A 24,216-nucleotide genomic window follows, 5' to 3' on the forward strand; every position below is an offset into this window, starting at 1 on the left:
GAAATTGGTTAAATCTGTTGGGCTCTAAATGGCTATTTCAACTGGGCTCTAACAGTAGTAAGAGATTGTCTGTATTATAATAAAAAAGGATACTTTTTAAGGGGTGAAAATTATGCCTGGGAAAACTAAGAGAAAATATGAAAGCGAAAACATTAAATTTGCTAAGCGATTGAAAAGACCGTTAGAATTAGTGGTAAATACCTTGAAACCAGAATATACAGGTGAGGACATTCTTCAAGCATTCAAAGAGTATTATCCAAATGAATGGAAGGAAATCTGTGAAAGATATGTAGTTTATGCTGGGAAAGATCAGTTCCTGAAATATAAAAAGGGAAAGACAAGATACAATCCGTTGAAGCCAGAAGAATATTTTTTCTCTCTTGGAAAGGTTAAATATCTTTTGAGCAAAGATGGGCGAGAAAGGCATAAGAAAAATTATAATGATCAGTTTAGAGTAGAAAATATAGAAGCGTTAAAGCAAAATAGAAAAAAAAGAATCGAAAAAAAACGACGAAAAATAGAAGAATATATGAAGGATATACAGCAAGTTGATCCTGGGTTTATAGATGCATTAATTTATGCATATCATGATCGTCGTAATACTGTAAATGACAAAATGGAGGTCTTTAAAGAAATTCAAAAATATGAATGTGAAAAATCCAGACAATTTTTTTGGAAAATAAACGATAGTGAACGAAATGATCAAATACGAAATCTTGCATTTAAGCATTTGCAAAATGCGGGGCACTATGTCAAATTACGAAAGCGATTTAGAGGAAAGAAAAAGATTTATCAAGTAGAGAAAAGTTCGTTTGATGGAACTCCGAAGTCTCTTGCACAAAAACTACAAAATGATAAGTCTGTTCAGAATCTGAAGGTTTATAATTTGTTTATTTCTCATAGCAGTAAAGATAAAAAGGTTATTCAAAAAATAGTAGAAGTAGCTAATGCGAATGGAATGAATTGCTATGTTGATTGGACTGCTGATAATGATTTTTTGAAACGATCGATGGTTTCAGAATATACAAAAGAAGTGTTGAAAGCACGAATGAAACAATCTAAATGCCTTTTGTATATAAGTTCTAATGAGTCAAGAAAATCGGAGTGGGTATCATTTGAGTTAGACTATTATGAAAATATTTTGCGAGGAAAAATATTTATGATGGTTATTAATGGAGAAGATATACATGATTTTAAATGTATTGAGATGCAAGAAATCGGTCAATTATTGGCGTAGCACTAGCTTATGCTAAGGAGGAGAAGAAATGGCAATTTCAAAGAATGGATTTATCAGAAAATATACTAATGCAATAAGGGAAGGTAATGCAGCTATATTTGCAGGAGCAGGTTTATCTAGAACATCAGGTTATGTAGATTGGAAAGGGCTCCTTCGACCTCTAGCAGAGGAAGTGGAACTTAATATTGATAAAGAAAATGATCTTCTTTCAATTGCTCAATATTGTAGAAATGAAGCTGGAAACAGAGCAAGTATAAATCAGGAGATTTTAAATGCATTTAATTCAGAAGTTGAAGAAAATGAAAATATAGAAATAATAGCTAGATTACCAATATCAACATATTGGACTACAAACTATGATAAATTGATTGAACGTGAACTTGAAAAAAATGGGAAAAAAGCAGAAGTGAAGATGGAATCTAAACAATTGGCTAATGCTTTAAAAAATAGGGACGCTGTTGTATATAAAATGCATGGTGATGTGGATCATCCGGCAGATGCTGTTTTAACAAAAGATGATTATATTTTATATAATAAAAATAGACCGTTATTTAGAACAATTTTAAAGGGAGATTTAATATCAAAGAAGTTTCTTTTTATAGGTTTTAGTTTTGAAGATCCAAATCTTGATTATATTTTAGGACAGATCCATTCACTGTTAGACGAAAATGTTACAGAGCATTATTGTTTTTTTCGTAAAGTACAAGAGTCTGATTATGAAGATCCTGAAGAATATGGATACGAAAGTGCGAAACAGGAATTGCGAGTTAAAGATTTAAAACGTTATGGGATACAAACTGTATTTGTGGATGACTATTCGGAAATTACAGTAGTGCTTCGGGATGTGGAATCTGCGATTAAGCGCAATAATATTTTTATATCGGGTAGTGCGGATGATTATGGAGATTGGGGAAAGGAGAAAATAGAAGAATTAGCAAGAGAACTATCAAAATCGTTGGTAAAAAATGATTTTAGAATTACATCGGGATTTGGGTTAGGAATTGGCTCATCTGTGATAAATGGAGCCTTGGATGAAATTTACTTAAGTAAATATAAGCACATTGATGAATATTTGTGTCTTCGTCCGTTTCCGCAGGGAATTAAGGACGCTCAGATGCGCCAGAAAATATTTGAAAAATATCGGAAAGATATGATTTCGGATACTGGTATAGCGATATTTTTGTGCGGGAATAAAAAAGATCCAAATGATTCTTCAAAGATTATTGATGCACCAGGGTGTTGGGATGAATTCAGAATTGCAAGAGATAATAATAATGTGATTATTCCTATTGGTAGTACTGGATTTATGGCTAAAAAAATTTTTGATGAAGTTCGGACTAATATAGAAAAGTATCAGTATTTAGAAAAATATATTGGTATTCTTGAAACTTCAACTGATGTTGAGACATTAGTAAAAACAGTGGTAACTATAGCGAAAGAGCAGCGTAATACATTAAAAATGTGAGTGAAGTATGGAGGCTAATATGGCACATAAAACCTTTATATCTTATAAATATAGTGAGTCAAGAGAATTAAGAGATAAAATAATAAAAGCACTTGGAAAAGATGCAACCTATTACAAAGGGGAAAATGTCAATTCTAAAGATATGACAGATTTGAAGAGAAGAACAATAGAGAGAAATCTTGCGGATATGATGTATGATACATCGGTAACAATAGTAATTCTTTCTCCTGAAATGAAAAAAAGTGATTGGATAGGATGGGAAATTTCTTATTGTCTTAAGAAGAGTACAAGAAAAGGAAGAACCTCTCAAAGAAATGGTGTGGTTGCTGTAATTAAGAAAGTAAATGGAGGCTATTCGTGGTTTAAGTATTCAACAGGTAGTGGGACGAACTATCATATGGACAAAATACAGACTATTATTGCAGAGAATCACTTTAATTCAAATCCTCCAATTAAAACAAATGAGGGTATGTATGATTGGTTAAATGGGTCGTACATAACATTTGTTGAAGAAGAAGAGTTTTTGAAATATCCAAAAATGTATATTGATAATGCATATGAAAAAAGTGAAAATGATGGAAAAGGATATGATTTGAGAGTAATGGAATAAGTTGCAAATGAAAAGAAACAAAAAGACGAGAATTCAAATTCTCGTCTTTTTGTTTGGAGGGAATGAAATGCAAAAAAGAACACAGCAAATCACAGTCCGATTGACAACGCAAGAAAAGAACCACCTTGATCAACAAGCGAGATTGGCTGGAATAAAGATGGAGCCGTTTGTTAGAAGTTTGATTGCAGGAAGTAATGTAAAAGAGCGGCCTGCTGAGTATTGGGGTGAAATGATTCGTCAGTTATCGGCAATAGGAAATAACATCAATCAAATCGCACACATAGCGAATGCTACAGAGGGTATAGACATAGGAGAATTACAGGAAATGCAAAGGCTTATGAAGGAGGTTTGGAAAATCGTGAAAGAGGTATAACATGGCTTATTTAAAAATATTGACTAGAAGATATAATTTGGCTGGATGTACGGATTATGCTGTGAATGAAGATAAAACAGTTGAGAATGCAGCAAGATATGCCTTGAATCCAGAAAAAACAGAAGAACGATTTTATGCTTCGTGTTTGAATTGTGGAAGTGTTGAAACTGCCAATGAAGAAATGCAGAAAACAAAAAAACGTTTTGGTAAAGAAGATAAAGTTTTATGTTATCATGTGATTCAATCATTTCCTCCGGGAGAGGGAACGCCGGAGCAGATTCACAAAATTGGAATTACCTTTGCGAAGGAATGTTTTGGAGATTTTGAAGTGATCATTGGTACCCACCTGGACCGAGGGCATTTGCATAATCATATTGTGATAAATTCCGTTTCTTTTGTAGATGGCAGAAAATATCGATCTGTGCCCAAAACGCTTTGGCAGTTGCGTGAAGTATCAGACAGGATTTGCAGAGAAAATGGCCTATCGGTAATTATACCAAAGGGGAAAGGAAAGCATTATGCTGAATGGCAGGCGGAGCAAAGCGGAAAAACAACGATCAGAAGTATGATCCGAAAAGATGTAGATACAGCCATTGAGCAGTCTTTCAACTATCGTAGTTTTCTGGATGCCATGAGAGTCAGCGGCTATATCGTGAAGTATGGGGAGAATGTAAAGCATACAGCAGTCAAGCCGAAGGGCGGGCAGCGGTACATCCGGCTTTCTTCCCTTGGACAAGGATATACAGAAGCGGATATTCAGGAACGACTGCAGAAAAAACGCCTGTATGATGATTTTCATTTTGGTGGTAAAGAACGTAAAAACTATAACAAAATCCGACTAAAAGGTAGTTTTCAGAAAAGCAGAAGGATCACGGGAATCAGAGCTTTGTACTGGAAGTATCTATACCTTTTGGGCAAGGCAAAGAAAAAGACTGGCAGAAGAAAAGTCAGTCCTTATTTGTATGATGATGTGATCCGATTTGAAAAATATGTAAAACAGAATAAATTTCTTTCCGAAAACAGGATAGATACCATAGAGGACATCGAGAGCTTGATGTCCTTTTTTCATGGGGAAATTTCTCGACTTGTGGAAGAAAGAAAACGTATTGGAAAGGAGGTGAGGCTTAGAGGAGAAAACATAAAAGTTGATGCTGTCTATCAGCAGTGCAGCGAACAAATCAAAGCATATCGTGCCAAATTGCGAATGTGCGAGAACATTTTGGAAACAGAGGGGAGGATACGAATCAATCTACAGACTATGAAAGAATTGGAACGAAAGGAGGGAAAGGAATATGAGCCAGGGAAGCGAAGCGGCAGAACAAATGACAAAGGAAACCCTGCGAATCAGCGAAACCATAGCGAAACTGTCGGGAACAGGGGCTAAAAATCTTGCAGTATTTCTGGCGGCAGTGATGAAGGACAATGTAAAAATCAAAGGGAAAACAAAACTGAATACCCTTCTGAAGGAAGGTAAGGAACTGAAGGTATTTCCGATCCAGGAGGAGTATTTGCAGCAGTTTTCCAAGGAAGCCAAGAAATACGGTATCCTTTATACCGTCATCAAAGATACCAAGGCAGACCCACCAACATTCGACATCCTTGCCAGAGCAGAGGATGTATCAAAGATCAATCGGGTATTTGAGCTGATTGAATATCCGATACCCGGCAGAGAAAAAGATGAAAAAAAGACGAGAAGCCCTTATCAACAAGAGAACAGATCAAGCGTGCGAGGGATTGGCTGGAATACAGGCAGAGCGAGTACGAATGAACATAAATCTGTGGTAGGGGATTTGAACAAAATCAAAAAAGCGAGGAAAGTTTCAGAGAAAGAACGGTGATAAAATGAAAAGATTTTTATTTTGCATGGTATGTATGCTTTCTGTATCTGTAACAGCTTTCGGTGCTACTGCATATCCATCGAAGATCGAAATGGTGGAAAATGGCGGTAAGACAGAGATCCATAAGGTTTATGAACTGAGTGCAGAAGATACGCCTGCATCCATTCCGCAGGACAGCTTTGAACAGGACGGAAAGACCTATGTGCTGAAGGATATTTTGAAAAATGAGATCCCTTCCCATGAAACCAGAGAGATCATCGAGCCTGTTACAGTAGAGAGTGAAACAAATAAGATGGAGGACATTCTTCCATTGATTCCTGCGACAAAAGAAGTTCTGACAGATGATGGTTTCTCCGGCACTTTGCAGCTGGATGTATCCACGATCCAGATCGAAAGCAAAGGTATAGGCACAAGCAGCTACACCATGAAGGCGACCAGAACATACCCCAACCTTGCAGGAGCAGACCTACAGTACATTCCAAAGACAACGGAAGAAAATGGACATACTTTACAGTTTGCATCCGTTGACTGGCAGAGTGATAACACAGCCAATGTGGATGCCCATGCTATTACAGACAGATATACAGCTGTTGTGACCTATGAAGGCACAGGCACAAGAAGTTTCAGCAAAGGGTATACAGTGACAGCAGAATACAGCGGCATCGTATCCAAAACTGCTACAGATACCGTGCAGTACACAGCGATTTTTGCCCAGGAAAATGGTTTTCCTGTTGATCTGTATTTGATCCTGTTACCCCTTTGTGGTGCAGGTATTATGTTAGTAAGTGTAGCGGTATTCCATTTCATAAAGAAAAAGAAAGGAGAAAGTGCAGATGATGAAAACGAAACTGTTGATGTCAACGAAAGCAATTCTGTTGATGGCCGCGATCCTGTTAATGACGACAACGACAATTACCCCGGTGTATGCTCTTGATTCGGATCTGACATATTCTTTCAGCAATTCTGAAACAGGCAATTTTGGTAAGGCAACATCTATCGAACCTGTGACAGTAGTGGAAGCAGCGAATACATACAATATCAATGTTAGCAAGGATAGTGCCTTTATCCCGCCTGCCTTTGGTTCTTATTCAGCGGATACAAAAGGAACGGGAGAACTGCTGACACCGAATATTTCCGGTGTATCTCAGATGAGCATTGGCTCCGGCAGCATCAGTGCGGCAGTGCAGACTGCAGTAAGCAGCGGAACAGTTACCTATCCTCCTACCAGTACAGTCAGCATAGTAACTTACAGCTGTACAGAGAATAAATTCACTTTGCCCGATGATCTGTATTATTCTGATGGCAGCATTGGCAGACTGAAAATTGATGAAATTGATCTGTCCGTAAAAGTTTATGAAACAGAAAGTCTGGAAAGTCTTGCGAAAGGGGCGGGACATTTCAAGTCTACTTCCTGTTGGGATGGCAACATCGGTCTGTGTGGCCATAACCGAGGTGTTACAAACCATTTCGGCAAGATCCATACACTGGAGAAAGGTGACAAAATCAAATACACAACAAAACTGGGTACACGAACTTACAAGGTCGTTTCTGTAACAAAAATTGATGAAACGGATTTTTCCTATCTGCAGAGAACCAGCGATAACAGGATCACACTCATTACCTGTGTCAATAACCAGCCTGCAAAGCGTTGGTGCGTACAGGCAGTGGAAGTGTGATTTTTTGCGTGATTTAGAAATCTCTAGGATAATAAAGAAAAAGGACGAAGAAAGGAAGTGGAATATATGAAAAAACTGACAACGATGCTGATGACTGGTGTTCTGGCTGTTGGCGGCACAGCAACAGCCTTTGCGGATACGGAATATAAAACAGCAATGTTGCATGATGCGAAGGTACGGTTCAATGATGGTGAAATCCAGAATATCTGGTGTTATAACATTGACGGTTATAACTTTGTGAGAGCAAGGGATATTACAAATGAACTGGATGTGGCAGTATCTGCTATCCAGAATGGAACAGCAGGCGTCATGGTAGACCCTCACAATAAACCTACATCCACGACAGAAGCGGAAAAGCTTACACAGAAGACTGCCAAGGTCAAAGTGGAAAAAGGTGAACTGATCTATGATGGTTCTGTCAGTGAAGCGGAGTGTTTCCTGCTGAACGGCAGATATTATTTTAAACTGGCAGATTTTGCAGATGCCAGCAAATATGCAAAAGAAGGCACCCTTGAACTGGTAAATATCGAAGCAAAAGCAGGAATCGTGACAGAGCCTTTTATGCAGACTTTTTACGGTATTGAAATTGACTGGGATGATACAGAAAAAGTCATTGATGTTACATATACGAAGATCAATCTGCAGGAAATGTTTGATGATATCCGTAGCGGCAAAGTATTGACACTGGCGGAAGAAAAGGAGAGTAAAACAGATATGGGCGCTGAAGAAGATACAGATGTTGTTTCTAAAAAATTTCAGGTGCAGGCTCCTTTAACATCTGCGCCAGAAGAAGGTGAAATCTTGGCAAATATCTTGGTCGATGACAGCGAAGCGGCTTATTTGGATAATGCAATGACACAGCCTAACATTGCAAACTATACGGTTCCCTATTCTGACATGGAGGCGGGCATGATTGGGCAGTGTACCTGGTATGCTAGAGGGCGTATGCTGGAAACAGTCGGCGGACATATCAAGGAGAATCCTTTTTATGGCAGTGGCGTAAACAACTGGGTAAAAAAGGCACAAAGTGAGGATTGTCCTGCTGTGGATGGTGTAACAGATCCCTATGCAATCCAGCCTCGAAGTATTGTTACTTGGGAAGGCCATGCTGCATTTGTAGAATGGGTGGACTATGATAGTGAAGGTAATCCTGTAAAAGTATATTTCACAGAAGCCAATGCAAACCATAGAAGCACTAATAGAGTAATTGGTGCATATTACCCTGATTTTGATGCAACTGTGAAAGTATGGGATTTCGATAAATTCATCAATAGAGGGGGATTTATTGGCTATGTTGTAGCCAAATAATGAAACGTTAAGGCGTGTGATTTTGTCGTTTTGTGTCGACAAGATTGTTTGAATAAGATGTAGAAATGTGATAGTTTATTTATAAATCTTATTTTTAAAGGAGGATATTTATGGAAGATGTAAAGATTCTTGTAAAATAATTTCGTGACGCAATAGACAAAGCTAAAAAAGCCGGTGAATTTGAAAAGGATTCTATATTTTCTAGATTTCCTCGTGGCTGTTGTGGGGATGCCAGTGATTTATTAGCAGAATTTCTGCTGAGAAAAGGTATTCGAACAGATTATGTTTGTGGAACATATTATTATTACGATGAGGAGCATAATTCTCAGTCTCATGCGTGGTTGTTTTCAAAAGATAATGTGATAATAGATATAACAGGGGATCAGTTTAAAGATGATTCTACGTTTTTAAATTATGACATTCCGGTATATATTGGAGAAGAAGATGATTTTCACAAATTGTTTGATGAAGAAGATAGGGATATTCATATTCACTATGGAATAGGTGCATTGGGAGGTATGTGCCAGTACAGGTTATGGGATTTGTATGAAAGAATTATAAAATATATTTAAAATGTAAAAAAGAAGAAAGACAATATACATGATAGAAAGCGGGAATCAATTCCGCTTTTTTTAATTGCCTAAAAAATAGAAAGGAGAAATGAGTATGAAAAACACTTTGACAAAAAGAATGTTTGGATTAGGTCTTTCTGCGGTGATGCTATTATCATCTGTTTCGGTGGCATCAGCAGATAATTATGGCATTTCAACCTACGGCACAGTATATCATGCCAATCAGAAGTTTGATATTGCCAATTCCAGCTGCCGTGAAGCGATTCTGAAATGCAACGGCAGTGCAGACTATGATAATTTTGCACCTGCACAGGTGAGCTGGACGAATCCGGCCAATGAAGCATTATATCAGGCATATTGTATTAATCCTGCATACCCTGGTTATGGCGATGTGGCGGATTATGGTATTGATATTGAACGATTCGATAATAGTTGCATTGTGGATGCAGGTGGCTCCGGTGGCTCTGGGAAAACGGCAGGTTCCAAATCTTCTGCCGGCAATACGATTGCGGCATTTCTGGAAGGTGCGGTGAATTATGGCTATCCTTCTGTTTCCGCAGAAACATTGCTAGGTGGTACTGCTGCAGATTATGGTGTGAGCCAGAACCAGTTGGAGTACGCGGCTTATCTGGCGACCAAGATGGCAATCTGGTCTGGTATTCATAATAATTATGGCATCAATACATGGAGCGAGAATACCGGAGCAACGCAGTATCCCCATGCATTGAGGGTGAGGGTGTTGGCTGCTACAAAATCTATTTATAATGCAGCAGGAAAATATACGCCCCATGACGGTCAGAGTACAGTATCGCTGACTGCAGGAACCCCAACGCTTTCCGGTAGCAATTATGAAACCACATTCACGATTTCCAATACAGACAACAATGTTGACGGCTCTGATATGTATGTTGAGATGGCAGCAGGCGGCACATTTATGGATGGTCTGATGATCTGTGACGAGGATGGAAAGGAATATCCTACAACAAAGACATCCAGTGGTGCAGAACGCTATATTTTGCCTGATGGCACAACAGAGTTCAAAGTAATCCTGCCTGACCCCGGTGATGCAGGAGCGAGAGTAGAACTGAGACTGTATGCTCAGCAGAAATCTAAAATCTTGCTGTATGGCCGAAGCACTTCTGCAAGAACGCAGAACTATGTACTGGCGGGTAATTTCTATGATAATCCCACAGCATCTTTTGTAATCGGTGATACAGGTGTGGTAGAAGACCCTGATGCACCCAGCACACCCTCTGGTTCTGGTGATCTGACAGTCATCAAACTGGACGCAAGGGACAATGCAACACCTCTGGCAGGCGTGACATTCGATTGCTATAACGCCAAAGGACAGCTGATCGACACAGGTACAACAGACAGCAATGGCAAATGGATTCCCAAAATCTCCGGCTCTGGCACTTATACGATCATCGAAAGAGATTCCGGCAACTCTTATCAGTTGACTGAACCTACTTCTATGGTTATTACAGTACAGGATGATAAAAAAGCAACAGCCACTTTCCGTGACTATCCTAGCCAGACAGTGACTATGGAAAAAGAAGATGCAACCACAGGTAAACCTATCCCCGGTGTGGAATACGAAATCGTTCAGATCGACGGCGATGGAGCCTGGAGAGCAACAGGTAAAACTGACAGCAGCGGTAAAATCGCTTGGGAAGATGTGCCTGATGGTACATATCTGGTGAGAGAAGTATCTACAGTAGAAGGGTACATTATGGATAGCACACCTCAGTATGTAACGGTAAAAAATGGGCAGGCCCCTAGCCTGAAATTCCTGAATAGTAAATTCCCCGGCCTGACGATCTTGAAGGTTGATAAGCAGACAGGTGAAGTGATTGAGGGAACAGCAACATTCTTAGTAGAACAGATCAATGGTAGCTACAGCACATCTGTGAAAACAAAGAATGGCATTGCAGAACTGAAAAACCTTCCTGTAGGTTCCTATAAAATCACAGAAAAATCTGCCCCTGAAGGTTATGTTCTGGATACTGCACCGGGAACGATCTATCTGGGCGAAAATGAAAGCAAACAGTATATTGCCTATAACCTGAAAGCACCTGTATTGACCATCGAAAAGGATGATGCCAAAACAGGTGATCCTATTCCTGGAACAAAGTATGAAGTGAAGAAATCCGATGGTACAAAGATCGGTGTCGTAGAAACAGGTGCAGACGGCAAGGTGACATTAGGTATGAAAGACGGTGAACTGGGTTATCTGGAATCTGACACTTATACGGTAAAGGAAGTTTCTGTTCCTGAGCCTTATATGCTGGCAGAAAAACATCAGGATATTCAGTTGAAGGCCGGTGATCAGAAATCCCTGCTGTTTGAAAATATCAAATATCCAACATTGATCGTTCAGAAAACGGACGCAACAACAAATAAGGGTATCCCCAATACCACATATAAAATCGAGTATGAACAGGCGGACGGCGGTATTAAAACCGTTGGTACATATAAGACGGATGCAGATGGCCGTATCACACTGCCCTATGTGGAACCCGGCTGGTACATCATGACAGAAACAATCCCTGCACAGGGCTACCAGAAACCCACAAATCCTGTCACAAGGGTTTATCTGGCTACTGGCGATAATTCCTATACGATTGCTGATAACAAAGTGGACAATGCAACAACGGATACGGGAAATGCAGATGAATCTGCTGACAGCGAAGTGAAAATTACAAGTGGTGCGGATTATACAGTAGTTGGTGACATCGTAAACTATCCTCTGAACAGCATCGTGATCAAAAAGGCAGATGCAAACACGGGTGAAATGCTGGACGGTGCAACATTTGAAGTCATCCGTGTGACAGGAGAAACAAGCGGTCAGAATGGTACAGTAATCTGCACCGTTACCACAGACCATTCCGGCGTAATTGTAATCACTGGTTTGGAGGCAGGTGCTTATGCAGTCCGTGAAATTAAGGCCCCTGCGAATTATCTGATCACAGAAACCGACCTGCAGACAGTAAATCTGAAAGCCGATGGTACCAGCGTGGTAGAAGTGATTTTCAGAAATCTGCCTTACGGTTCCCTGCTGATTTCCAAGGTGGATGCAGAAAACAATAAACCACTGGCAGGTGCAGTTTTCAAAGTGACAGCCAGCGATGGCACTGTTGTAGGTAATGATAATGGCGAATTTACAACAGATAACAATGGTGAAATCCTCGTTCCTAATCTGGAACCCGGTAGTTATGTGGTGACAGAACTGAGAGCACCTGCAGGGTATTCCAGAGATACTACTCCTAAAACAGTGAAGATCGGCACAGACGGCGGTACTTACCGTCTGGAATTCACCAACAAAGCATTGTCCGGCATTAAAATCATTAAAACTGATTCTGAAACAAATGCACCTCTGGAAGGTGTGGCATTTGCAATTAGCAAACTGAACGGTGAAAAAATTGGTACATACACAACAGATAACGCAGGCATGATCTATGTCGGTAATCTGGAAGATGGCTGGTACACAGTAACGGAAACAAAAGGTCTGCAAGGATACCACTGGGATGAAGAACCCAGAACAGTAGAAGTGAAATCCGGCACACAGACCATTGTGGAAGTAGAAAATGAACCTTATTCCTGTCTGGTGATTGAAAAGACCAACAGCAGAAATGACAGACCTATTGAAGGCGTCGAGTTCCTTGTGACAAAACTGAACGGCGAACAGATTGGATATTACGAAACAGATGAAAGTGGTATGATTGTCATCGAAGGTCTGGAAGAAGACACTTATCTGGTAAAAGAAACAGAAGCAGCCAAAGGCTATCTGCTGGACAGCGAAGCTAAGAAAGTACAGGTGAAAGATGGGAAACGCACCACACTGAAAGTAGAAAACGATCCTCTGGCATCTATCCTGATCCATAAGGTTGATTCTGTGACTGGCGAGGGTATTTATGGCGTAACATTCATCCTGTATGATTCTGACAATAACCCCATTGGTCAGTTTGTATCCGATGACGAAGGATATGTGCATATCGAGAAAGAACTGGAAGCAGGTAAATATAAACTGAGAGAAATCGAACCAGCAGATGGTTATCTGGCAGATAATAAAGTGAGAACTATTACAGTACAGAAGGGAAGAACAACAGAAATCGAATGGGAAAACACACCTCAGATGGGACAGATTCAGATTACAAAGAAATCCTCTGATGATAACCCCTACAATGGTTTCCCAGCAGGAACAGTGCTGAAAGGTGCAGAATTTGAAATCTACGATAGATCTAACAATCTGGTAGATACAGTGGTAACAAATAAGAATGGCATTGCGATTTCTAAGACTCTGCCTTTGGGACGTTATATCATCCGTGAAACAAAAGCACCTGATTTTTATGGAGCAAACACACAGGACATCCAGACTGAAATTGAGTATGTAGGCCAGATTGTCAGACTGGAAGTGTATAATTCTAGCCTGTATACCAATGTGGCAGTCAATAAAAAAGGCTACACTCAGGTAGCACCCAATCAGAGCATCCGCTATGAATTCATGGGTATTAAAAACAATTCTACGGTATCTCTGAATAGTTTCTATTGGAGAGATACCCTGCCTGTAGAAGCGGTCAGACTGGACAAGATCATCACAGGTACATGGAACCAGCGACTTTCTTACAAGATCGTATATAAAACAAACCTGCATGATTATCGTACACTGGCGGATAATCTGGATACATCCAAGAATAACGTGATTCTGGCATCTCCTGCAGCGCTGGGACTGCCCTCTAATGAATATATCACAGAGATCATGTTTGTATTTGGTACGGTCAAAAGTGGATTCGCCCAGGTGGAAACACCTTATATCTATTGCAATGTGCTGCCCACAGTGACCCATGAACAGAGATTTACCAACAGCACAGATGTTGGTGGGCTGTATCAGGGACAGTGGATTATGTCCAATGACAGATGGGTAACAGTGGTATACGGTAAGCAGGAAGTGCAGAAACTTCCTCGCACCGGATATTAAGGTGAAAAATCAAAAAACAGATGAGTAGAAGGGAGGCCGCCATTTTATTGGCGGTTTTCTCTTTGCCAGTGATCTGGCTGGGAATCCTTTTTGGTCGATGCTGTGGTGAGGGTGTAAATCTGCCGCAGTTTATCAATAACCTGTCCGAAGTGATGGAGACACCTTATCATATCACATTTACTATTTATACAGGGAAATGTATTCTGATCTGCCTTTGCTGTTATGGCTTGGGTATTTCCTATTACTTTGTATCAAAGGGCAATAAAAGGACAGGTGAAGAATATGGCTCTGCCAGATGGGGCAGCGTTTCGGAGATTAACCGAAAATATAAAAACAGGAAAGAACCGACCCAGAATGCGATCCTAACACAAAACATTCAGATTGGTCTGGATGGCAGAAAGCATCGAAGAAACTTAAATATCCTTGTGGTTGGTGGCTCCGGTGCAGGTAAAACGAGATACTTTGTAAAGCCGAACATTATGCAGTGTAACTGTTCCTACATCATCGCTGATCCAAAGGGGGAATTGCTCCGAGCAACAGGTGGTATGTTGGAAAAACAGGGTTATGAAGTGAAGGTGCTGAATCTGGTGGATATGGCCCGATCTGACTGCTATAACCCTTTGGCTTATGTCAAAACGGATACCGACGCTTTGCGTCTGGTGACGAATTTGGTGAAGAATACAACGCCAAAAACAGCAGGCAACACAGACCCCTTCTGGGATAAATCTGAAACGGCTTTGCTGCAGGCGTTTATCCTGTATCTGGTACATGAAGCTCCGATTGAGGAGCAGAATTTTGAGATGGTCATGTATATGATCGAGAATGCCGCAGTCAGTGAAAATGATGAGGAATATAAAAGCCCCATGGATGTCATGTTTGAAACCTTGGAGGAAAAAGACCCGAACCATATTGCTTTGAAGCAGTACAGAGTTTTCAAACAGGCAGCTGGGAAAACAGCGAAGTCTATCTTAGTCAGTGTGGCGGTGCGTCTGGCATCTTTCAATCTGTCGGAACTGGCATCCTTTACACAGAAGGACGAAATGGAACTGCATCTGCTGGGAAAACGAAAACAGGCGATTTTTGCTGTGATCCCTGATAATGACAGTAGTTTCAATTATTTAGTAGGGATGCTTTATACACAGGCGTTTCAGGAACTTTACTATGATGCCGACCATAGATCAGGTGGTAGGCTAAAAATCCCTGTAAGGGTTCTGATGGATGAATGGGCGAATGTGGCATTGCCCGATGATTTTGAAAAGATTCTGGCAACTTGTCGAAGCAGGGATATTTCCATCAATATCATCGTGCAAAATATTTCTCAGATCAAAGCCATGTATAAAGATAGCTGGGAAAGCATCATCGGCAACTGCGATCATTTTTTGTATCTGGGTGGGAATGAACAGAGTACCCATAAATATATTTCGGAACTGCTTGGGAAAGCAACCATTGATACAAAAACCAGAGGTATCACCAAAGGACGGAGTGGTTCTTCCAGTGCAAATTATCAGAACACAGGCAGAGAACTTCTGATGCCAGACGAGGTGCGTATGCTGGATAATGACTACGCATTGTTGTTTATCAGAGGGGAAAGAGCTGTATCTGATAAAAAATATGATCTGATGAAACATCCTAATATTAAACTTACGGAAGACGGCGGAGCAGAAAGTTATTATAGACCATTGAAGAATTTGGATAAACAGCCTATTTATGATTTCTCTGCGGAAGATCTGCAGATTGAGTTTGATATGACTGGTATTGAGATTCTGGAATGACAATGGTATAATCAACTTCAGAGGAGGGATAGCCATGACTGAAAAAGAGAAAAACATGAACGAAGAGACATTGGATACTCAGACGGAGTTGAACATTGCAGTGGCAGAATTAAATATCCTGAACCAGACAGATACAGAAGAATTGGAAGAAGCCCTTGAGGAACTAAAAAAGAAATATGGAGTTTGAATGAAACAGCTTATTGAAAAATAGGCTGTTTTTATTTTTTGAAATAGGAGGTAAGTATGAAACGGAAATACTTGTTTTGGAGTAGTTGCATTGTATATTCACTGATGTTCCCAATGGTAGTATTTGCAGAAACAACAGACCCACTGGCAACGATAAATAATCTTTCAACCTTTGTATTTGCAGCAATTAAAGCCATTGGCGTGATTATCCTTGGCTGGGGTGTCGTGCAGATCGGTCTGAGTTTACAGAGTCATGATGCCAGCCAGAGAAGTAATGGTTTTTTGACATTTTTCGGTGGCTTGGTGATTGCTTTTGCAAAAGAGATCCTTGATTTAATTTTATAATTAAAGTCGAAAAAATGTATAGTGAATGAAAGTTTTGCGGTTATAAACCGCAAAACTTATTGATTATTCTGTGCGATTGCGGTAATATACATATAGAGGTGATGCGAAATGATTTATAGACCTTTATATGTAGATAAGATTATGGCATATACAGATACACCTTTTGTAAAAATTCTTACAGGTGTTCGTCGTTGCGGCAAATCTACCATTCTAAAAATGATTATGGAAAAACTGCAGAAGGAAAGGAATATTCCTGAAGATCAGATCGTGAGTTATCGTTTTGATTCCATGGAATATGAAGATATGACTGCGAAAGAAATGTATGCAGAATTGAAAGGACGTTTATATCAGGGTAAAAAAACATACTTTTTTCTGGATGAAATGCAGGAAATTAAAGGTTGGGAAAAGGTAGTAAACTCCTTAGCATCAGATTTTGATGTGGACCTGTATGTAACAGGTTCCAACTCTCGCATGATGTCTTCAGAAATATCGACTTACTTAACGGGAAGATATGTGGCATTCCATATTTATACATTATCTTTTTCAGAGTATCTGACATTCAAAAGTCAGTATACTTCTCTGGAGGATCACAAGTCGGAACTGGCAAATTATATTCGCTTAGGTGGTTTTCCGGCAACACATTTGCAGGCATATAGCCAGGATGAAGTATATACGATTGTAAGGGATATTTACAATTCTACGATTTTTTCTGATATTGTGAAACGCAATCAGATTCGTAAGATTGACCAGTTGGAACGAGTAGTGAAATATACTTTTAATAATGTCGGGAATACATTTTCTGCAAAATCTATTTCTGATTATTTGAAAGCAGAACGCCGTGCGTTAGATAATGAAACGGTGTATAACTATCTGGAAAAACTGGAAAAGGCTTATTTATTGCACCGTTGTTCCCGTTATGATCTGCAGGGTAAAGAAATATTAAAAACACAGGAAAAATTCTATTTGGCAGATACTTCTTTGAGATATAGCGTATTAGGTTATAACCCTGATACTGTCGCAGCCGCATTAGAAAATGTTGTATATCTGGAACTGTGCCGTAGGGGATATAAGGTCCACATTGGTAAGATTGGAGATGCAGAGATAGACTTTGTTGCAGAACGATTGAATGATAAGATTTATGTACAGGTAACACAGCGGATTGCATCCGAAAAAACGGAAAAACGTGAATATGATCGCTTGTTGGAAATTCGGGATAATTATCCAAAGTATGTTTTAAGAACAGACGAATTTGCAAGTGGTAATTATGAAGGGATTAAAACGATGCATGTTGCGGATTTTCTATTAAGTGAAGATTTCTAAAAGATGTAGTGAAAAGGCATTTCTTATGAAATGTCTTTTTTATTATGGGGAGGTGGCGGTTTGAATGAAAACTGGATTGTAGAAAGTTTGAAATGGACATTTGAATTATGGAATGAAAAACAGGCAGAAATATGGGAACTGATCAGCCTTACTCCACAGGAGTTCAAGGGTGGCGATATATGGTCATTGGCATTGACAATCAATGATGCATTACAGGCCATTGGATATGGACTGCTAGTTTTGTTTTTTGCCATCAGTATTTGCAAAAGTACTATCAATTTCAGGGATTTTCGCAGACCAGAACAAGGTCTGCGTTTTTTTATACGATTTGTACTGGCAAAAACAGCAGTAACTTATGGTATTGAGTTGATGAATACTGTTTTCAATATTTGTGGTGGTATTGTTTCTTCTATTGCATCGAAGATGGGAGATATGACCAGTGCGGTATCTTTACCGGAGGAACTGGAAACGGCAATCAATGAAGTTGGTTTTCTGGCGAGTATTCCTTTGTGGCTCATTACAATCATTGGGTGTTTGGTTATTATCGTTCTGTCCTTTGTGATGATTCTGACGGTATATTCGAGATTTTTCAAACTCTATATGTATACCTCATTTGCACCTATTCCTTTATCTTCCTTTGCAGGAGAAACCACTTCTTTCATGGGGAAAGCTTTTATCAAAAGTTATGCAGGGGTATGTCTGGAAGGCGCTGTGATCGTCCTTGCCTGTATGATTTTTTCTGCATTCGTTTCAGACGGTAATGTCAGTTTGGCAAACCCGGACAGTACGGCAGTAGTACAGGTATTGTCCTACCTGGCGGAAACTATTTTCAATATGCTGGTACTGGTAGGACTAGTCAAAGGTGCAGACCGTATCGTAAAAGAAATGCTGGCACTGTAGGAGGTGGCGTATGGAAATAAAAATCAATAAGGAAATCTGCGAATACCATGAAACCCTGTTTTTTGGTCTTTCTGCAAGGCAGTTCGTTTGTTCTGTTCTTGCAATAGCGATTGCGGTAGGGATTTATTTTCTCACAAAAAATCTGATCGGAAAAGAAACGGCAAGCTGGCTTTGCATGGTAGCGGCAGCTCCTGTTGCAGCAATGGGATTTTTTAAATACAACGGATTGACTGCGGAAAAACTGGCATGGGCGTTTTTGAAAACGGAAGTATTCTATTCAGGAAAAAGAGTGTTCAAGGCTGATAATTATTATCTGGACATCATGACAATGGAACCGAAAAAGGAGGTGCTGCTTGGTGTTAAAAACTTTACGAAACAGCGTGGCAAACGAAAGAGAAGCCTTCGTCATTCCAAAAAGCGTACAGGCATCCATTCCCATAGAAAAAATCTTTAGGGATGGTATCTGGAAAGTCGGCAATAACTACAGCATGACATGGAAGATCACGGACATCAATTTTGCCGTTGCGTCAGAGGAGGATAAACGCACGATGCTTTTACAGTATTGTGCGTTTTTGAATTCTTTACCGACAGATGCAACGATAAAAATTACGATTTATAATCGAAAACTGAATCTGAAGGAATTTCGGCAGTCACTGATGCTGCCGGGGAAAAAAGATGCTTTGGATCAGTACCGTGGGGAATATAACCGTATGCTGCAGGATAAGGCGGAAGCGACGCAAAATATGGTACAGGAAAAATATATTACTGTTTCCGTCAGTAAAAAGACCATAGAAGAAGCAAGGGCAGCTTTTGGGAGAATTGGGATTGATCTGGCAACGAATTTATCGAAACTATCTTCTATCGCATTGGTACAGGATAATCAGGAACGGTTGAAACTACTGTACGATTTTTTCAGACCGGAGGATGAGCCTGATCTGAATATCAACCTGAAGGAATTGATGCGGCGAGGACATAATTTCAAGGACAGCATTTGCCCGGATAGTATGCAGTTCAAGGCAGATCATTTTGAAATGGATGACAAGGTTGGGCGAGTGTTATTTCTGAAGGATTATGCTTCGTTTATCCGTGATGATATGGTGGCAAAACTGACGGATGTTTCCAGAAACATAATGCTTTCCATTGATATTCTCCCAATTCCTACGGATGAGGCTGTGAAAGAGATACAGAACAAAATTTTGGCGGTGGAAACGGATATTACCCGTTGGCAGAGAAAACAGAACGAAAATTACAATTTCAGTGCAACGATCCCCTATGAAATGGAACTGATGCGGACAGAAACGAAAGAATTTCTGGATGACCTGACGGCAAGGGATGAGCGAATGATGTTTGCCCTTTTGACAGTAGTTCATCTGGCAGACGATCTGGAACAGCTGGATGCAGATACGGAAGCCCTGCAGAGCGCAGCAAAGACCAGTTTTTGTAATCTGTCTATTTTGCGGTGGCAGCAGGAAGATGGACTGAATACGGTTCTGCCCTATGGTTTGCGAAGGATACATACTTTGCGAACGCTGAACACTGGCAGTGTGTCTGCGTTGAATCCTTTTTCCGTGCAGGAAATCAGGGACAAAGGCGGCATCTATTATGGTATCAATGCCATCAGCAGAAACCTTATTATTTGCAATAGAAAGAGCCTTTTGAACGGTAACGCCTTTATTCTTGGGGTATCCGGTTCTGGTAAATCTTTTATCGCAAAAGAGGAGATTGCCTTTATTGCTATGGCGACAAATGATGACATTATTATTGTCGATCCGGAAAGAGAATATGAAGAACTGGTACGTTCTTTGGGCGGCGAAGTGATCCGCTTTTCTCCTGATACCAAGAATTATATCAATCCTTTGGATATGAGCAGGGACTATGGAGAAGGGGATAACCCCTTATCACTGAAATCCAGTTTTGTCATGTCCCTTTATGAAAATCTGAATAATGGCAGAGTCGATAGTGGTGCAAACTCTCTGGTGGATCGCTGTATGAAAAATATCTATCAGGAATATCTGAAGGACTATGATGGAGAGCCTCCAACACTGAAAAAATTGCGGCAGGAATTGCTCAGACAGGAGGAACCTTTAGCGAAACAGATTGCATTAACCTTGGAACTTTTTACAGAAGGTAGCTCCAATGTTTTTTCTCATCAGACCAATGTGAACCAGAATAGCCGTATTGTTTGTTATGACATTTTGGATTTGGGAAAATCTTTGAAAACCATCGGGATGCTGATTATGCTGGATTCCATCCTGAACCGTGTTATGAAGAACCGTAAAAATGGCAGACGAACATGGGTGTATATCGACGAGATCTATTTGTTTTTTGCCAATGAATATAGTTCCACTTTCCTTTCGGAAAGCTGGAAAAGATTTCGAAAATATGGGGCATTAGCAACAGGTATTACGCAGAATGTTTCTGATTGTCTGCGGTCTGATATGGCAAAGACCATGTTTTCTAACAGTGAGTTTTTGATTTTACTGAATCAGTCAGCCAATGACAGAAAGGAACTGGCAAGGCTGTTCCATATTTCTGATACACAGATGAACTACATCACAGACACACAGGCAGGACGAGGACTTTTGAAGGTCAAAAGTTCTCTGGTACCGTTTATCAATGAATTTCCAAAGGATACGGAATTGTATCGTTTGATGACAACAAAACCGGAAGATCGGTAAGAGCAGGCGGGCAGAGTTTTTTCTGTCCGTCTTTTTTTTGATTGGAGGAATTTTATGCAGGAGAAAGACCTGAAGGTAAAACAGAAACAAAGTACTATAAAAACCAAAGATGGAAAAAACAATGGGAAGAAACAGAAAGCATCGCCGTTGAAAGAAAAAATGAAGGCAGACTATATCAGAACAAAAACAAGACAGCCAACAGAAAAGGAAACCAGTGAAGCATCCAAGCAGGCAGAAGAAACAATTGAAGATGCAGCGATGGAAACAGGTATTTATGTGGTGGGACGGATTGTTTCAGGAAAGAAAAGCAAAAAAGAAAAGCAGTATATATTTGATGAAGATTTACAGAGTAAAGCGGAAGCGGGCGAATTTGTCTGGAATCCAGAGGGAAATAAAAAGGCGGTTAAAAAGAAATATGCGGTTGAAAAGGGCAGGAGAATCAAAGAAAAACAACCTGCAAGAAAAGAAGCAGAATTCCCTAAGACTGTTATTTTTCAAGAACAGCAAATTTATAATAGGCGGTCTGATGAAAGAAAGAAATATCAGAATTTAAAGATGACCAAAGAAAAAATACCACAGAAGTTGCAGAAAACATTACAAAAACGAAGCCAGTATCAAAGAGAAGGAAAATGGCATGCTGTGAAATCTTTGAGAGAAACGCTATTTTTTCAGAAAACACCCAAAACAGCAAAGCAGATTAACGATGGTAATCGATTTACAAAAGCGATTGCAAATACTGTAACAGCTTTTGTAAAAGGCATCCTTGCGGCATTGGGCGGTTTGAGTGGGTTGATTATTGTTTTTGTGATTATCGGTGCAGTTCTGGCTTTGGTGTCAACGGCCTTTGGTGTATTCTTTTCGGCTTATGATGATACGGCAGGGACAAGGAGGATCGCAGAAATTGTAGCAGAAACAAATAGCGAGTTTTATGCAAAGGTCAGTGAAATTGAAAATGAAGTGCCCCATGATACAGTGGAATATCATGTAGTGCCAGATGGCGGGGATCAGCTTTTTATCACAAACTGGACAGAAGTTGTGGCAGTGTTTGCTGCTAAAACGGCTGGAGCGGGTGAAGATGCTACGGATGTTGTTACGATGGATGATGCGAGAGTGGAACTGCTGAAAGAAGTATTTTGGGATATGAATGAGCTGTCCTATAAAACGGAGAAAGTAAAGCATGGCAGCGGAGAAGATACTGAAATGAAAACGATTTTACATATCACTTTGACAAGCAGAGGGTATGAAGAAATGGTAGACTATTATGATTTTACGCTGTATCAGAAGCAGGCACTCTATGAATTGATGCAGCCAGAATATGCCCAGATGCTTTCTGAACTGGTTGGAACTTTAGGTGTTGCAGGTGAGAGTATAGAATTGACTTCGGAACAGGTACAGAAGATGTTGGAGAATCTTCCAGAAGGTTTGTCTCCAGAGAGAAGGGCTGTTGTGGAATTAGCGTATTCTCTTGTGGGTAAAGTGAACTATTTCTGGGGTGGTAAATCAGAAGTGATTGGCTGGGATAGTCGATGGGGAACACCGACAAAGGTAACAGCGGCAGGCAGCAGTACAACGGGAATGACATTGCCGTTTGGATTGGATTGTTCTGGATTTGTGACATGGGTGTTCATCAATGCGATGGGTGATCCATCCTATGCCAACGTGATTGGGCATGGAGCAAGCAACCAGTATGGGAAATGTAAAAAAATAAGCTGGAGTGAAGCACTGCCAGGGGATTTGGTGTTCTATCCTGATTTGGGTCATGTGGGGGTTATTGTCGGAATAGATGAAAACGGAAATCTGCTGGTGGCTCATTGTGCATCCTCTCAGAATAATGTGGTTGTGACGGGGGTACAAGGTTTTACAAAAATTGGCAGGCGGATATTATAGAGGGTATTAAAGTAAGGGTAACAACCTATTAAAAAAGAGTTTCTCTAATTTTCTCATGTAACTTATAATGATAGTTGATGTTTTTGCTTTACTCTATAAAGGAGTAGCCTATATGGAGAAAAGCAAAAGGCTAAAGATAGAAGGTGGTCAAGTGGTATTTAGTGATCTATTGAACGAAAAGGCTATTGATCTTGACTGTATGAAAGGGAATTTGGAATGTGATTTTCTTGACAAAACGGTAATTTGTGGCAATTTGGTGAGATAAAAAATTTATGCTCAAGTATATGTGCACCTTCTGGAAAAATCCGATCATAAATAGGGAAATTTCTGGAAATCGCGGATCATTATCTGAAGTGTGTTATCACTATGAATGATTTAGGTGTGAGAATTGAGAACAAGATTAAAATCATCCCATCTGGCAGATTTTCTCCTGGCGCATCAATGGTAAGGCTTACCATATTGTATCTGAATAAAAGAGTAGGATTTTCCTACTTGCAAAGAGACAGATAATGCAAGCTATAGTTTATGAACCGATATTACTTACATTTGTTGATTGAGAAAATTGACAGTAAGAACATACAGATAATACAATAATAAGATTCTTTTACTAATATAAAGTAAAGGAATCTTATTTATTTTGCATGAATTTCAGAAATTCGATGTAAGAAACTAATAAGGCCATATTTTCAGAATTTAGTGATGTAATATCATCCAATAAATTTTGCAAAGAGTGGCCATTGTATGTGAAGTCTGAAAGCGCAGAGAGGTCATTTTCGCTCATGGATATACCAAGAAGAAAATCGGTAGAAACATTGTATAATTTCGACAATGGTTCAAGATATGAAATTGGCAGTTCACGTTTGCCATTTTCATACCGAGAATAGCTTTGTTGGGACATATTCAGGTATTCAGCTACAGTATTCTGTTTCAGATTATGGTTTTCTCTTAAGTTTTTTAGTCTGTTGCATAGGGAGTACACTTTCATGCTAACACCTCTTTGGTAATATCCTAGCAGATTTGCTGATGAATTTTGTTATTATTGCCAAATTAGAGTAAAATATATACTTTACT

Annotated in this window: 20 protein-coding genes; 18 read left to right on the forward strand and 2 right to left on the reverse strand. The window is 39.8% G+C overall.

All coding sequences use genetic code 11. The features are described from left to right. The first annotated feature begins 112 nt into the window (after positions 1–112). The 18 genes from ACI39P_RS04565 (at position 113) to ACI39P_RS04650 (ending at position 23,145) form a co-directional block, all read left to right on the forward strand. Positions 113–1,237, forward strand: a complete 1,125-nt coding sequence (locus ACI39P_RS04565; protein ID WP_439716068.1) for a TIR domain-containing protein — start codon at positions 113–115, stop codon at positions 1,235–1,237. Positions 1,238–1,265: 28 nt separating this feature from the next. After that, a complete protein-coding gene (locus tag ACI39P_RS04570) occupies positions 1,266–2,702 on the forward strand; it encodes an SIR2 family protein (RefSeq protein ID WP_439716067.1) in 1,437 nt (478 codons plus the stop codon). Positions 2,703–2,721: 19 nt separating this feature from the next. Then, positions 2,722–3,312 (forward strand): TIR domain-containing protein, encoded by a 591-nt coding sequence (locus ACI39P_RS04575; RefSeq protein ID WP_439716066.1) that lies wholly within the window; start codon positions 2,722–2,724, stop codon positions 3,310–3,312. 67 nt (positions 3,313–3,379) lie between these two features. Continuing rightward, positions 3,380–3,685 carry a MobC family plasmid mobilization relaxosome protein gene (locus tag ACI39P_RS04580; protein WP_439719520.1) on the forward strand — a complete coding sequence of 102 codons (306 nt, stop codon included), beginning with the start codon at positions 3,380–3,382 and terminating at the stop codon, positions 3,683–3,685. 1 nt (position 3,686) lies between these two features. Continuing rightward, positions 3,687–5,069 carry a relaxase/mobilization nuclease domain-containing protein gene (locus ACI39P_RS04585; protein ID WP_439719521.1) on the forward strand — a complete coding sequence of 461 codons (1,383 nt, stop codon included), beginning with the start codon at positions 3,687–3,689 and terminating at the stop codon, positions 5,067–5,069. Then, the gene (locus ACI39P_RS04590; RefSeq protein WP_439716063.1) at positions 4,978–5,523 is read left to right on the forward strand and encodes a PcfB family protein; all 546 of its coding nucleotides are present in this window, start codon (positions 4,978–4,980) and stop codon (positions 5,521–5,523) included. The genes ACI39P_RS04585 and ACI39P_RS04590 overlap by 92 nt, the downstream gene beginning before the upstream one ends. 4 nt (positions 5,524–5,527) lie before the next feature. After that, positions 5,528–6,457: a cell wall anchor protein gene (locus tag ACI39P_RS04595; protein ID WP_439716062.1), complete on the forward strand. Its 930-nt coding sequence runs from the start codon at positions 5,528–5,530 to the stop codon at positions 6,455–6,457. Then, on the forward strand, positions 6,357–7,199 hold the full coding sequence (locus ACI39P_RS04600; protein WP_439716061.1) for a class D sortase: 843 nt from the start codon (positions 6,357–6,359) through the stop codon (positions 7,197–7,199). The genes ACI39P_RS04595 and ACI39P_RS04600 overlap by 101 nt, the downstream gene beginning before the upstream one ends. Before the next feature lie 66 nt (positions 7,200–7,265). Further along, a complete protein-coding gene (locus ACI39P_RS04605; protein WP_439719522.1) occupies positions 7,266–8,507 on the forward strand; it encodes a hypothetical protein in 1,242 nt (413 codons plus the stop codon). 666 nt (positions 8,508–9,173) lie between these two features. After that, positions 9,174–14,057 (forward strand): SpaA isopeptide-forming pilin-related protein, encoded by a 4,884-nt coding sequence (locus ACI39P_RS04610; protein WP_439719523.1) that lies wholly within the window; start codon positions 9,174–9,176, stop codon positions 14,055–14,057. 68 nt (positions 14,058–14,125) lie between these two features. Next, positions 14,126–15,829, forward strand: coding sequence for a VirD4-like conjugal transfer protein, CD1115 family (locus tag ACI39P_RS04615; RefSeq protein ID WP_439716153.1), 1,704 nt, complete (start codon positions 14,126–14,128; stop codon positions 15,827–15,829). A gap of 34 nt (positions 15,830–15,863) precedes the next feature. Continuing rightward, the gene (locus ACI39P_RS04620; RefSeq protein WP_439716058.1) at positions 15,864–16,016 is read left to right on the forward strand and encodes a hypothetical protein; all 153 of its coding nucleotides are present in this window, start codon (positions 15,864–15,866) and stop codon (positions 16,014–16,016) included. Between the two features lie 104 nt (positions 16,017–16,120). Beyond that, a complete protein-coding gene (locus ACI39P_RS04625) occupies positions 16,121–16,360 on the forward strand; it encodes a hypothetical protein (RefSeq protein WP_439716152.1) in 240 nt (79 codons plus the stop codon). Positions 16,361–16,468: 108 nt separating this feature from the next. Continuing rightward, positions 16,469–17,680 carry an AAA family ATPase gene (locus ACI39P_RS04630; protein ID WP_439719524.1) on the forward strand — a complete coding sequence of 404 codons (1,212 nt, stop codon included), beginning with the start codon at positions 16,469–16,471 and terminating at the stop codon, positions 17,678–17,680. 60 nt (positions 17,681–17,740) lie between these two features. Further along, the gene (locus tag ACI39P_RS04635; protein WP_439719525.1) at positions 17,741–18,580 is read left to right on the forward strand and encodes a hypothetical protein; all 840 of its coding nucleotides are present in this window, start codon (positions 17,741–17,743) and stop codon (positions 18,578–18,580) included. A gap of 10 nt (positions 18,581–18,590) precedes the next feature. Next, positions 18,591–19,034, forward strand: a complete 444-nt coding sequence (locus ACI39P_RS04640; RefSeq protein WP_439719526.1) for a PrgI family protein — start codon at positions 18,591–18,593, stop codon at positions 19,032–19,034. Beyond that, positions 18,937–21,258 (forward strand): VirB4-like conjugal transfer ATPase, CD1110 family, encoded by a 2,322-nt coding sequence (locus ACI39P_RS04645; RefSeq protein ID WP_439719527.1) that lies wholly within the window; start codon positions 18,937–18,939, stop codon positions 21,256–21,258. The genes ACI39P_RS04640 and ACI39P_RS04645 overlap by 98 nt, the downstream gene beginning before the upstream one ends. Positions 21,259–21,312: 54 nt before the next feature. Continuing rightward, positions 21,313–23,145 (forward strand): NlpC/P60 family protein, encoded by a 1,833-nt coding sequence (locus tag ACI39P_RS04650; protein ID WP_439719528.1) that lies wholly within the window; start codon positions 21,313–21,315, stop codon positions 23,143–23,145. A 628-nt stretch (positions 23,146–23,773) separates the two neighbouring features. On the opposite strand, the gene ACI39P_RS04655 is transcribed toward ACI39P_RS04650, so the two are convergent. Next, on the reverse strand, positions 23,774–24,130 hold the full coding sequence (locus ACI39P_RS04655) for a helix-turn-helix domain-containing protein (RefSeq protein ID WP_439716051.1): 357 nt from the start codon (positions 24,128–24,130) through the stop codon (positions 23,774–23,776). A gap of 1 nt (position 24,131) precedes the next feature. Then, positions 24,132–24,206 (reverse strand): hypothetical protein, encoded by a 75-nt coding sequence (locus ACI39P_RS04660; protein WP_439716151.1) that lies wholly within the window; start codon positions 24,204–24,206, stop codon positions 24,132–24,134. Positions 24,207–24,216: the final 10 nt, after the last annotated feature.

Source organism: Anaerotignum sp. (assembly GCF_051877975.1).
Classification (GTDB): Bacteria; Bacillota; Clostridia; order Lachnospirales; family Anaerotignaceae; genus Anaerotignum_A.